This window comes from Streptomyces sp. NPDC033966, assembly GCF_055575955.1.
The window spans coordinates 320190-333138 of the sequence record NZ_JBVIRQ010000001.1 but is presented as its reverse complement, the minus strand read 5'-3'; the positions used below and the strand labels follow the sequence as shown (position 1 = coordinate 333138).

The following is a 12949-nucleotide window of genomic DNA, read 5'->3' as shown; positions in this document are numbered from 1 at the left end:
GGGGTGACGTCAGCTCTGGCCGAGCCACCAGCGGTAGGTGGCGTCGATGCCGTCCCGCAGCCCGGTGCCCGGCTTCCAGCCCAGCGAGGTCAGACGGGACACGTCGAGCAGCTTGCGCGGGGTCCCGTCCGGCTTGGAGGTGTCCCAGGCCAGCCGTCCCCGGAAGCCGGTGACCTCGGCGACGGTCTCGGCCAGCTCCTTGATGGTGAGGTCCTCGCCGCAGCCGATGTTGACGGGCTCGTCGCCGTCGTAGCGCTCCAGCAGCACCGCGCAGGCGGCCGCCAGGTCGTCCACGTGCAGGAACTCCCGGCGCGGGGTGCCGCTGCCCCACAGGGTGACCTCGTCGCGGCCCTCCGTGGCCGCCTCGTGGAAGCGGCGGATCAGCGCCGGCAGCACGTGCGAGGACTGGAGGTCGAAGTTGTCGCCCGGGCCGTAGAGGTTCGTGGGCATGGCCGAGATGTACGAGGCCCCGTACTGCTTGCGGTACGACTGGACCTGCACGATGCCGGCGATCTTCGCGAGGGCGTAGGCCTCGTTGGTGGGCTCCAGCGGGCCCGTCAGCAGGGCGTCCTCGGTGATGGGCTGCGGGGCCAGCTTCGGGTAGATGCAGGAGGAGCCGAGGAACAGCAGGCGGCCCACGCCGGCGGTGTGCGCACCGGCGATGACGCTGAGCTGGATCTTGAGGTTGTCCTCCAGGAACTGCACCGGGTACGTGCTGTTGGCCATGATCCCGCCGACCTTGGCGGCGGCCAGCACGACCGCGTCCGGGCGGACGTCGCGCAGGTACGCCTCCGTCGCGGTGGCGTCGCGCAGGTCGAGGTCGGCGCGGCCGCGGGTGAGCACCTCGTGGCCGTCGGCGGTGAGGCGGCGCGCGACCGCGGACCCCACGAGGCCGCGGTGTCCGGCGACGAAGACGCGGGCGTGCGGGGGCAGCAGGGACGGGGTGCTTGTCATACCGCCGATGATGCCAGTCCGCCGGCCGCGGGTTCCGGGGGAGTCCGGACCCGGGGTGCGGAGCCGTCGGTTACACCCGGGGCCGGTCGTGCGCGTGCGGCGCCACTGCCGGGGGCTCTGCCCCCGGACCCCGGGCGCCTCGGACGCCGACGGGGCCGGAGCGTGCGGCGGGGCCCTGGCGTGCGCCAGGGCCGGGTCGTGCGGAGTGGGCGTGTACGGTACGCATCCAGTCCCGGACCAGGGACGGGCGGGCCCGGCCCGCCGCCTGCCGGAATGCCGCAGGGCCGTCGGGGGCCCCTGCGCGCCGGGCCGCAGGCGCATACGGAAAGACCGGTCGTGCCAGAGGCCGGAGCACATCAGAACAGCAACGGATCCCAGGGGGACACCACATGGGCAAGACCGCACTGATCACCGGCGTCACCGGACAGGACGGCTCGTACCTCGCAGAGCTCCTGCTCTCCAAGGGCTACACGGTGCACGGGCTCGTGCGGCGGTCCTCCAGCTTCAACACGGAGCGGATCGACCACATTTACCAGGACCCGCAGACGGAGAATCGTTCCTTCGTCCTGCACCACGCCGACCTCTCCGACGGCGTCGCCCTGGTGAACCTGCTGCGCGACATACGCCCCGACGAGGTCTACAACCTCGGCGCCCAGTCCCACGTCCGCGTCTCCTTCGACGCCCCCCTCTACACGGGCGACGTGACCGGACTCGGCGCGCTGCGGCTGCTGGAGGCCATCCGGGCCAGCGGCGTCGACACCCGGATCTACCAGGCCTCGTCCTCCGAGATGTACGGCTCCACACCGCCCCCGCAGAACGAGGACACCCCCTTCCACCCGCGCAGCCCGTACGGCGGGGCCAAGGTCTTCGCGTACTGGACCACGGTCAACTACCGCGAGGCCTACGGCATGTTCGCCGTCAACGGGATCCTCTTCAACCACGAGTCCCCCCGCCGCGGCGAGACCTTCGTGACCCGGAAGATCACCCGTGCGGTCGCCCGCATCAAGTCCGGCCTCCAGGACCACCTCTACCTCGGCAACCTCGACGCCGTCCGCGACTGGGGCTACGCCCCCGAGTACGTCGACGCGATGTGGCGCATGCTCCAGCAGGACGAGCCGACGGACTACGTGGTCGCCACCGGAGTAGCCGCCACCGTGCGGGACTTCGTCGAGTCCTCCTTCGCCCACGCCGGCCTTGACTGGACCGACCACGTCCGCTACGACCCCAAGTACGAGCGCCCCAGCGAGGTCGACGCCCTCATCGGCGACGCCTCCAAGGCGCGGGAGATCCTTGGCTGGAAGCCGACGGTCCTGGTGCCCGAGCTGGCGCAGATCATGGTGGATGCCGATGTCCGCCAGGTCGAGGACCAACTGGCGGGCGCCGGCGTCCGGATCGACCGCTGAGCCTCCGGCTCTCGCCTACGATTTGCCGTGTCCCGGTCATCCCCGCGAGCTCAAGGCTCCGTACGGGTGTGGCCGGGTGCGCACCCGCCGCATGTCCGCGGCGCATCCTCCAGCCTGAACTCCGTTGATTCCAAGTTGGTATGCAATGGGTCAAGAGAGGTGACCGGGTTCTCGCGCGAGCCCTAGTCTGCGCCAGTACATACGGCTGTTCGGATAGTTCCAGCCATCAAGCCGGGCCAACGGCCCTGGGGGGCTCATGCGTAGATCCAGAGGGCTGAGTGCTGCCCTCGCACTGTCACTGGCCGGTGCCGGCACGGGCCTCGGCCTGGTGCTGATGCCCGAGGCGTCAGCCATCACACCGCCGGTGGCGTTCACCGCCGACGAGCTGCCCACCTGGCAGCCGAACGGCGTCGTCTTCGCCATGGAGCAGGCGAACGGCACCGTATTCGCGGGCGGCACCTTCTCCGCGGTCCGCCCGCCCGACGCGGCCGGGGGAGCCGAGCAGGAAGCGGTCAACTTCGTGGCGCTGGACGCCGCGACGGGCAACCCCACCTCCTGCAAACTGGCCTTCACCGTCAGCGACGGCAGCGCGACCGTCCGGGCCCTGGCCGTCTCCAAGGACAAGAAGACCCTGTACGCGGGCGGCTACTTCGGCGCCGTCAACGGCACTCCCGTCTCCAGCCTCGCCGCGATCGACATCGACACCTGCACCCCCAAGGCCGCCTTCCACCCCGGCGTACCCGCCACCGTGCGCGCGCTCGACGTCACCGACGACACCCTTTACGTGGCCGGTGACTTCGGCACCGTCGACGGCCAGACCCGCGAGCGGTTCGCCGCGGTCGACGCCGCCTCCGGTGCCGTCAAGCCCTGGACCGCCAACGCGGACGAGCCCGGCCGGGCCGTCAAGGTCAGCAACGACGGCAGGAAGGTCCTGCTCGGCGGCGACTTCTTCGCGGTCAACGGCGCCAACACGCACGCCCTGGCGGTCGTCGACGCCACCACGGGCGCGGTCGCCAAGACGTACTCCACCATCCCCTCCAACTCGGTCGTCAAGCACATCTCGGCCGACGCGACGGGCTACTACACCGCCAACGAGGGCTCCGGCGGCGGCGTCTTCGACGGCCGCCTCGGCCTGGGCCTCGACTTCAACGAGAAGTGGCGCGACCGCTGCCTCGGCGCGACCCAGTACGTGCTGCCCTACGACGGCGTGCTCTACAGCTCCTCGCACGCGCACGACTGCTCCACCGAGCTGGAGTTCCCCGACGGCAAGCGGAACTTCTTCCTGGCACAGCCCACCGACCACACCGGCACCGCCCCCGCGCCCGCGGACGGCTTCGTGCGCGGCCCGCGCAAGCTCGGCTGGCACCCCACCGCCAACGACGGCATCGGGGAGGGCATCGGCCCGCGCGTCATGTCCGTCGCGGAGAAGGACGGCGTCAAGTACCTGTGGGCGGGAGGCGAGTTCACGCTCATCAACGGCCGGCCCCAGCAGGGGCTGACCCGCTTCGCCGGCACCGGTGACGTCGGCGCGCCGACCACCCCCGTCGCCAGCGCCGCGAGCGTCAAGCCCGGCGAGGTCCAGGTCCGCTGGCGCACCGGCTACGACCAGGACGACAGCAAGCTGACGTACCGGATCTACCGCAACGGCTCGGCGACCCCGATCGCCACCGTGACCGCCGACTCCCTGGAGTTCGAGCGCCCGCAGGCCTCCTGGAACGACACCACCGTCAAGGCCGGCCAGTCCTACACCTACCGGGTGACCGCCACCGACGCCGCGGGCAACACCAGCGCCCTTTCGGCGAGCGTCTCCGTGACCGTCCCGACCTCCGTGCAGGCGTACCCGGACAGGGTCCGCGCCGACGGCGCCAACCTGTACTGGCGCTACGACGACACCGTCAGCCCGTACGTCGCGGACTCCTCCGACGGCGGCAACACCGGCGGCGTCCAGGTCGGCGCCCCGGCGCTGCGCCAGAGCCCCGGCGCCGTCAGCGGCACCAGCACGGCGATGGGCTTCAACGGCACCAGCCAGCAGGTGTACAGCGACCACCGCCAGAGCGTCGGCGCCTCCTTCACCGTCGAGACGTGGTTCAAGACCAACACCACGCGCGGCGGCAAGCTGATCGGCTTCGGCAACAACACGGTCAACAGCAGCAGCACGTTCGACAAGCAGCTGTACATGACCAACACCGGCCGTCTGGCCTTCGGCGTCTACAACGGCACCGCCCGCACCATCACCACCGGACTCCTCGAGACGTACAACGACAACAAGTGGCACCACGTCGTCGGTACGCAGGGCCCCGGCGGCATGACCCTGTACGTGGACGGCCAGAACAAGGGCACCAACAGCGCCACCAACTCCACCCCGTACGCCGGCTTCTGGCACGTGGGCGGCGACAGTCTGACCAGCTGGCCGAACCGTCCGACGAGCAACTTCTTCGCCGGACAGATCGACGAGACCGCCGTCTACCCGTCGGCGCTCACCCAGGCCCAGGTCAAGGCGCACTTCGACCTGGCCAAGGCCCCGACCGACACGGTCTCCAAGGTCACGGCGTCCGAGGACACCTACGTCAACCAGGGCGCCCCCAGCGCCGCCTACGGCACCTCGTCCTCGCTCGCGGTGCGCGGTACCTCGGCGTACGAGACGTACCTGCGCTTCACCCTCCCGGCCGCCCCGGCCGGGCAGGTCCTCAAGGCCGCCTCCCTCCAGTTCAAGACCTCCACGCAGACCGGCGCCGGCACCGCCGACACCGTCTCCGTGGTCCCGGTCACCGGCACCTGGAGCGGCGGCGCCACGACGTTCAACACCAAGCCCGCCCTCGGCACCACCCCGCTCGGCAGCATCGCGGGCGTGCCCGACGGCTCGGCCGTCCAGAACGTCGAACTGGACACCGCCGCGGTCTCCGCGCTGCTGGGCGGCGGCTACAGCCTCGGCCTGACCAGCACGGGCACCGACCCGCTGTGGATCTGGTCCTCGGAGTCGACCGCCGCGGACGCCGCTCCGCAGCTGGTCCTCACCTTCGGCCAGAAGTAACCGCCTGACGGAGTACGGGGCCCGGCCGCCATGCGCCGGGCCCCGTACTCCTCCCCACGTACGGGAGCCACCTGATGTACCGACGCTCCGCGGCGGCCGCCGTCCTGCTCGCCGCCGCCCTGACGCTGACCGGCTGCAGTTCCCCGGGCGACGGCAAGGCCGGCACCGCCCGGGGCGCCGCCACGCCGAAGCCGCCGGCCCCGTCCTCGGCGCCCGACCCGGCGGACGCCACGACGGCGCCCGCCGCACCGGCGTCACCGGACGCGAAGCCGGCGGGCCCGGTCCTGCCGGACGCGAAGCTCACCCCGAAGACGGGCAGCTTCGAGGAGAACGAGAAGAAGTACCTGAGCGGGCGCGTCCCCGAGAAGACGGACCCGGCCGCCGTCCTCCAGACCGGCCAGGAGACCTGCCGGCGCGTGGAGCGCACGGCCAAGCGGGACAAGGACGCGGCGGCCGCGTCCATCGTCTCCGGCGAGGTCACCGGCGCCAAGGACGCGATCACCTTCCTCTGCCCGGAGCAGAAGCCGGTCCTGGACGCCGCCCAGAAGGGCTTCACCGACGGCCCGCGCCCCGCCCCGGCCCCCGGCACCTACCGGGCCGCCACCCAGAGCACCACGTGCACCTGGGAGGTCCAGGCCAAGGACGGCTCCGTCCTCACCTCGGGCCCGGAGGCCCCGCCCAAGCCGGGCGACCGCATCACGGCCACCGTTCCCGCCGGAGCCGACCGGTTCAGCTCGACGGGCTGCTACGCCTGGCTCCCCGCGTAACCGCGTAACCGCGTAACCGCACCACGCTCCGCAGAACGCCGCCCGCGACCGGAACCCCCGGCTGCGGGCGGCGTTTTCGCACCCGGCTTCCGGGTACCCGCGCCGTCACACGACACAGCGGAGGCGAATCCTATGCGGGGCATCGGCGGTTGCATCGCCCTGATCGTGGTGGGGGCCATCCTCACCTTCGCGAGCGACTGGGAGCTGGAGAGCGTCAACCTCGACCTCGTCGGGCTGATCATGATGGCGGCCGGGTGCGTCGGCCTCGGCGTCTACGCCAGCGTCCTCAAGCGCCGCCGCGCCACGGCGGCCTTCCCGGTGGTGGAGGAGCACCACCGCCACGACCTGTGACCCCTGCCCGCCTGCTCCTCTCCCGGCCCGAAGGCCGCCCCGAAGGCCACCGAAAAGCTGGCGAAGCAGCTGGTGGCCTCCCTCAAGGGCAAGGCCTGACCCTCACCGCCTCAGCGGCGGCCGGCCGTCCCGTACACGTCCAGGAGGGTGTCCAGTACGGCGTCCATGGAGAAGGACGCCGCCGCGAGTCCGCGGGCGGCCGCCGAGGCCTTGGCGTTCGTGGCGGGGTCCAGGAGGGCCAGGACCGCCCGGGAGACGCCCTCGGGACCGGGGTCCACCGCGTGCCCCGCGCCCGCCGCGGCGATGTCCCGGGCCAGGCCGTTGGAGTGGGTGACCACCGACGGGACGCCCACCGAGAGGGCCTCCAGCACCGACATCGGGAACGGCTCGTCCACCGAGGGCAGTACGTAGACGTGGGCGCGGCGCAGCTCCGTGAGGACCTCCGGGGTGGACAGGGCGCCGGGGACGGTGAAGCGGTCGGCGAGGCCCAGGGCGGTGATCCGGGCCCGGACCGCGGCGAGCTCCCCCTCGTCCGGGCCGGCCACCACGAACTCCGCGTCCGGGTGCATGGCGAGGACCGCCGGGGCCGCGTCCACGAAGTCCACCGGACGCTTGCGCGCCTGGAGGCGGGCCGAGTACAGGATGCGCGGCGGCCCGGCGAGCGGCGGCCGCTCCTCCTGCGCAGGGGTGCCGTTGACCAGGCGGACGGCCCGCGCCAGGGGCGGGGCGCCCACCACCGCGTCCAGGCCCGCGCGCTCGTGCGGGGTCAGGTACAGCACGGCGTCCGCGCCGCGCAGCAGGCGGCGTACCGCCACCGCGTCCAGGAGCTTCGCGAGGAGCCTGTCGCTCGGGTCCACCATGCCGTGGGTCTGGAGGACGAGGGGCCTGCGCGCGCGCAGGGCCGCCAGGGCCACGGGCAGGGTGACCAGGTCCCGGGCCAGGTGGACGTGGACCACGTCGGCGTCCCGCACCAGGCGGGACGCCGAGGCCAGCAGGGCCGGCGAGGTCATCCCGCTGAAGCCGAGGGGGAGGAGGCGGCGGGCCGGGAACAGCTTCGCCGGGACGCCCTCCACCGACGCCGGCCAGGGGTCGAAGCCCTCGCCCAGCGCCAGCAGACGCGCCTCGTGGCCGCGCGCCCGCAGGCCCTGGGCCAGGTTCAAGGCCACTCGCACCGGGCCGCCGAAGGCGTGCGAGGGGGAGTGGAGGGTCACGGCGTGCAGGACCTTCACCTGGGCTCCTCCACCGGGCGGCGCCGCCCGTCCTGGGTCTGCAGCGTCAGGGCGGGGAGGTCCTTGTGGACGACGGCGCCCGCGCCCGCCACCGCGCAGCGGCCCACCGTCACACCGGCCAGCACGGTCGCCCGTACCGCCACCCACGCGCCGTCCTCGACGGTCACCGGAGCGTTGCGGTAGCGGAAGTCGGCGGCCCGGTGGTCGTGCGAGCCGGTGCACAGCATGGACTCCTGCGACAGGCAGACGTGCGAACCGATGGTCACCGGCTCCAGGTTGAGCAGCCAGGCGCCCTCGCCGATCCACGTGTGGTCGCCGACCTCCAGCTTCCACGGCCACAGCACGCGCACCCCGTGCCGGATCAGCACTCCCTCACCGATCTTCGCCCCGAAGGCCCGCAGCAGTGCCACGCGCAGCTTGGCGGGACAAAACCAGGACATGAAGAGGGTGTTCATCACGGCGAACCACAGAGCCTGCGTCAGGAACCCGCGCCCCTTGTCGTATCCGGCCAGCGTGAAGGCAGGAAGATCGCGCAACAGAAGCCCCTCGTCGTCCACCCCGGGCGCGCCTCCCGGCGCGCCGAACGCTCAGACTAGACTGCGCGCTGATCACGCACGGGGGTGGGGGCAACAGTGGCCACGGACATACGCGAACCCGCCGTGGAGCCGGTGCCGCCGCCCGTCGAGGACGAGTCCCGGTGGGGGAGGATCACCACCCCGCGCACCATGCTCTCGCGGGCGCTGTCCGTGCCGCTCGCCCTCGGCTTCACCGTCTTCCTCCCCCTCTTCGTCGCCGTCCAGTCCGGCGACGGCCAGCGCGACGCCGCCTACTGGCTGCAGCTCCTGCTCACCATGTACGCGGGCGCCCGGCTCTCCGCGATGGTCCTCACGAGCCGCCGCAAACTGCTCCAGGGCTCCTTCTGGCTCTTCGTCTACATGGCCATGGGCGTGGCCCCGCTCGCCCAGGCCGTCCTGGGCCGGGTCCCCACCCCCGTCGTCGGGCCCCGCTCCGACCTCACCCTCGCCATCGGGCTGGTCCTGCTCGGCTGCACCGCCTTCGACGTCGGCGTGCTGCTCGCCCGCCACCGGCCCGCGGGCCGCGCGGGCGGCTCCCCGAAGGAACCCCGGCCGGTCATGGCCCACCGGCGCAGGCTCCAGCTGCTGACCGCCCTCGCCTTCCTGGGCAGCACGGCCTTCATCCTCAAACTCGGCGGCCCGGCCGTCTTCTTCTCCAGCCGGCAGGAGATCATCGCCGGCATCCAGGAGGCGGGCGTCTCCAACGGCGACGGCCAGGCCGGGCAGGCCCTGCTGCGCGGCTTCGGCACCGTGCCCGCGCTGCTCGCGCTGCTCCTGTACACGCGCTGGCTCATCACCTCGAAGTTCGCCCGCCGCAAGGTGTCGGTCATCGTCACCTGGGCGGGGCTGGCCGTGCTCAACCTGATCGTGAACAACCCGGTCTCGAACCCGCGCTACTGGTTCCTGACCGTCCTGTTCGCGCTGCTGTTCACCGTTTTCCCGGTGAGCCCCGCCATGTACCGGGTGGCCCTGTCGATGGCCGTCGTGGTCGCCCTGCTCGTCTTCCCCTTCGCGGACCGCTTCCGCTACGACGAGAAGAACTACAAGCCCGTCGAGACGACCTCGTTCCTGGAGCCGATGGCACTCAAGGACTACGACCAGATCGGCATGTTCGCCAACACCATCACCTTCTCCGACTCCGGACCCGGCCACTTCTACGGGCGCCAGCTCGCCGGATCCGTCTTCTTCGCGGTGCCCCGCTCGGTGTGGCCGGGCAAGCCGCGCGACACGGGCGTGATGGTCGGCCAGTGGATGGGCACGGTCAACACCAACCTCTCCTCCCCGATCTGGGCCGAACTCTGGCTGGACTTCGGCCCGTTGGGCATGGGCGCCGGCCTGCTGGGCATCGGGTACGCCGCCGCGCGCGTCGACCGCCGCTACGCGAAGCGGGCCACGCGCCGCTCCGCTCCGGGCAGCCTGGTCTCGGTCGTGGTCCCGCTGGTCGCCGGGTACTCCTTCATCCTGCTGCGCGGGCCGCTGCTCCAGGCCTCCGGCCGGGTCGCGATCGCCGCGATGTGCCTCGCGCTGGTGGCCACGTACCGCCAGGACGAGGGCGCCACCCTGCGCTGAGCCGGCGCGGGAACTCCCGTGCCTGGCCGCATGGCGCCAGGCACCTCCGTGCCACCCCGAACCCCTGGAACACCCCCGGACCCGGAAGCCATGATCCTCTCGACGGCCGCGACAAGGGGCCGGGGGGAAACGGGTCGGCGCGGCTGAGCGCACACCCGGTACCGCACCACTGCGCGTCCGTGCCGCTGCCCACACGCAGCTCATCCGCGTCCGGAATCTGGGGGATTGTCATGCCTGCTCGTCGTCGCCTGACCACGCTCGCCTCGGTCACCGCCACCGTGGCCGTCGGCTCGTCCGTCCTGCTCTCCCTGGGCGCGGGCCCGGCCTCGGCCGCCAGCGTGGCGACGTGGGACAAGGTCGCCCAGTGCGAGAGCTCCGGCAACTGGAGCATCAACACCGGCAACGGCTACTACGGCGGGCTGCAGTTCTCGGCGTCGACCTGGCGGGCCTACGGGGGGACGGCGTACGCGTCCTACGCCCACCAGGCCACCAAGAAGCAGCAGATCCTGATAGCCGAGAAGGTCCTCGCCGGCCAGGGTCCGGGCGCGTGGCCGAGCTGCGGCCGCCTCGCCGGACTCGGCAACGACCACGCCGACCCGTACCCGGACGCACCGACCCCGCCGGCCCCCGCGCAGTCGTGGAAGGCGCAGGTGCTGATCGGCTCGGGCAACGGGATCTACCACGCCACCCGCTTCGACAACGGCACCTGGACCCGCTTCGGCAACGTCGACGGCGAGGCGGCGGCCGTCCCGGGCGGCGTACGCACGACGGCCGACGCGGGCATCAACGGCGACACGCACGTCCTGGCCGTGAGCAACGAGGGCAAGCTCTACCACACCATCCGCAACGCGGACCGCACCTGGGGAACCTTCGGGGACGTCCACGCGGCCGCGGGCGCCCTGCCGAACGTGACGCAGGTGGCGGCGGTGTCGTCGGGTACGGAGCTCCAGGTCGTGGTGGTGGCGGACGGGAAGGTCTACCACACCGTCCGGCACGCGAACGGGACGTGGGCGCCGTTCGGCGCGGTCGGCAACCCGGGCGGTGCCCCGGTGACGAAGGTGGCGGTCTCCCAGGTGGGCACCGACACCCAGGTCGTGGCCGTCTCGAACGGCTCGCTCTTCCACACGGTCCGGCACGCCGACGGCACGTGGATCAACTGGGGCGACGCCTCCGCCGAGACCGGGGTCTTCGGTGTCGACGATGTCGCGGTGGCCGGTACGGGCGGTGACCTCCAGCTGGTGGTGACCACCGAAGGCGGTGCCAAGCGCTACCACGGGGCCCGCTTCGCGAGCGGCCAGTGGGTCCTCAACGACCTCTCCGCCGTCGTCCCGGCCGGAGTCACCGTCACCGACGTCGCGGCCGCCGCGGTCGACAACCAGCTCCAGGCGGCCTTCGTGACCACCGACGGCCGGATCCTGCACACCCTCCGCCACCTCGACGGGACCTGGACGGGCGCCGCCCCCATGGACCTGACGGGCGTCGGCGGCAACCACACCGGCGTGTCCATCACCGCCACCTTCAACTGACCAGCGCACGACACCCGCCACACATCCGAGGAGCCACCATGTCCACCACCTTCAGCCGTCGTGCGCTGACCTCCGCCGCCGGCCTCGCCCTCGCCGCGTCCGGCCTGGTCGCCTTCGCCGCCTCCCCGTCCTACGCCGCGGGGCCCGCCTACCAGATGCCGTTCAGCTGCAACCAGGCCTGGCTGGGCCAGACGTACAGCGGCCACAGCCCGTCGATGCAGTCGATCGACTGGACGCACGGCGCCACCACCGCCAACCAGCCCGTGCTCGCCAGCGCCGACGGCGTCGTCAGCACCGCCACCACCCTCACCAACCCCGACGGCTCCTACCGCAGTTACGGCAAGTACGTGGTCATCGACCACGGCAACGGCTCGACGAGCCTCTACGCCCACCTCAACGGCTACGACGTCAGCGCGGGAACCCGCGTCGTACGCGGCCAGAAGATCGGCATCGTGGGCAACACCGGCAACTCCTCCGGCGCCCACCTGCACTACGAGCAGCGGTACAACGGCACCGTCAAGCAGTCCGTCTTCGACGGCGAGCCCTTCCAGATGGGCTCGACGCTGACCAGCCGCAACTGCGCCGACACGACGACCCCGCCGGCCCCGACGGGCCAGTGGCGGGCGCAGGTCGCGGTGGAGTCCGGCGGCGGGCTCTACCACGCCGTCCGCAACGCCGACCGGACCTGGACCGGCTTCGGCGACGTCCAGGGCGTCACCGGCGCGGTCCCGGGCGGGGTGCGGACCACCGCTGAGGCGGGCATCAACGGCGACACGCACGTCCTCGCCGTGAGCAACGAGGGCAAGCTGTACCACTCCATCCGCTTCGCCGACCGCTCCTGGTCGGACTTCGGGGACGTGCACGGCGAGGCCGGTCCGCTCGCCAACATCACGCAGGTGGCGGCGGTCTCCTCGGGCACCGAGGTGCAGGTCGTGGTGGTGGCGGACGGGAAGGTCTACCACACCGTCCGCCGCGCGAACGGGACGTGGGCGCCGTTCGGCGCGGTCGGCAACCCGGGCGGTGCCCCGGTGACGAAGGTGGGGGTCTCCCAGGTGGGCACCGACACCCAGGTCGTGGCCGTCTCGAACGGCTCGCTCTTCCACACGGTCCGGCACGCCGACGGCACGTGGATCAACTGGGGCGACGCCTCCGCCGAGACCGGGGTCTCCGGTGTCGACGATGTCGCGGTGGCCGGTACGGGCGGTGACCTCCAGCTGGTGGTGACCACCGAAGGCGGTGCCAAGCGCTACCACGGGGCCCGCTTCGCGAGCGGCCAGTGGGTCCTGAACGACCTCTCGTCGGTCGTCCCCTCCGGTGTGACGGTCACGGACGTGGCGGCCGCGCAGGTGAACAACGAGCTCCAGGCGGCCTTCGTGACCACCGACGGCCGGGTCCTGCACACCATCCGCGCCGTCAGCGGCACCTGGTCGCCCGCGGCCCCGGTCGACCTGACGGGCGTGGCCGGCAACCACACCGGCGTCTCGATCACCGGCACCTACAACTGATCCGGTACTCCTGATCCGGTACTCCTGATCCGGACACAC

General features: G+C 72.2%; 10 protein-coding genes. 7 read left to right on the top strand and 3 right to left on the bottom strand.

Annotation, left to right across the window (positions count from 1 at the left end):
• Window positions 1-9 precede the first annotated feature (9 nt).
• Window positions 10-954: a GDP-L-fucose synthase family protein gene (locus ACZ518_RS01560; RefSeq protein WP_469111022.1), complete on the bottom strand. Its 945-nt coding sequence runs from the start codon at window positions 952-954 to the stop codon at window positions 10-12.
• A gap of 389 nt (window positions 955-1343) precedes the next feature.
• Here ACZ518_RS01560 and gmd point away from each other — a divergent pair, with 389 nt between their 5' ends.
• From gmd to ACZ518_RS01540, 4 genes are all read left to right on the top strand, one after another.
• Window positions 1344-2357, top strand: coding sequence for a GDP-mannose 4,6-dehydratase (gene gmd, locus ACZ518_RS01555; RefSeq protein ID WP_469111021.1), 1014 nt, complete (start codon window positions 1344-1346; stop codon window positions 2355-2357).
• 256 nt (window positions 2358-2613) lie between these two features.
• Complete coding sequence (locus ACZ518_RS01550) at window positions 2614-5388, top strand: CBM96 family carbohydrate-binding protein (RefSeq protein ID WP_469111020.1); 2775 nt, start codon at window positions 2614-2616, stop codon at window positions 5386-5388.
• 74 nt (window positions 5389-5462) lie between these two features.
• Entirely contained in the window at window positions 5463-6155 is a 693-nt protein-coding gene (locus ACZ518_RS01545; protein WP_469111019.1) for a hypothetical protein, read from the top strand.
• Between the two features lie 132 nt (window positions 6156-6287).
• Window positions 6288-6506, top strand: a complete 219-nt coding sequence (locus ACZ518_RS01540; protein ID WP_469111018.1) for a hypothetical protein — start codon at window positions 6288-6290, stop codon at window positions 6504-6506.
• A 110-nt stretch (window positions 6507-6616) separates the two neighbouring features.
• On the opposite strand, the gene ACZ518_RS01535 is transcribed toward ACZ518_RS01540, so the two are convergent.
• Window positions 6617-7735 (bottom strand): glycosyltransferase, encoded by a 1119-nt coding sequence (locus ACZ518_RS01535; RefSeq protein WP_469111017.1) that lies wholly within the window; start codon window positions 7733-7735, stop codon window positions 6617-6619.
• Complete coding sequence (locus ACZ518_RS01530; protein WP_469111016.1) at window positions 7732-8271, bottom strand: WcaF family extracellular polysaccharide biosynthesis acetyltransferase; 540 nt, start codon at window positions 8269-8271, stop codon at window positions 7732-7734. Before ACZ518_RS01530 ends, ACZ518_RS01535 begins: the two co-directional genes overlap by 4 nt.
• A 189-nt stretch (window positions 8272-8460) precedes the next feature.
• Here ACZ518_RS01530 and ACZ518_RS01525 point away from each other — a divergent pair, with 189 nt between their 5' ends.
• The 3 genes from ACZ518_RS01525 to ACZ518_RS01515 all read left to right on the top strand — a co-directional run bounded on the left by ACZ518_RS01525 (window position 8461) and on the right by ACZ518_RS01515 (window position 12910).
• A complete protein-coding gene (locus ACZ518_RS01525) occupies window positions 8461-9879 on the top strand; it encodes a hypothetical protein (protein WP_469111659.1) in 1419 nt (472 codons plus the stop codon).
• Between the two features lie 230 nt (window positions 9880-10109).
• A complete protein-coding gene (locus tag ACZ518_RS01520) occupies window positions 10110-11405 on the top strand; it encodes a transglycosylase family protein (RefSeq protein WP_469111015.1) in 1296 nt (431 codons plus the stop codon).
• A 38-nt stretch (window positions 11406-11443) separates the two neighbouring features.
• Window positions 11444-12910: a M23 family metallopeptidase gene (locus tag ACZ518_RS01515; RefSeq protein WP_469111014.1), complete on the top strand. Its 1467-nt coding sequence runs from the start codon at window positions 11444-11446 to the stop codon at window positions 12908-12910.
• The last annotated feature ends 39 nt before the right edge of the window (window positions 12911-12949 follow it).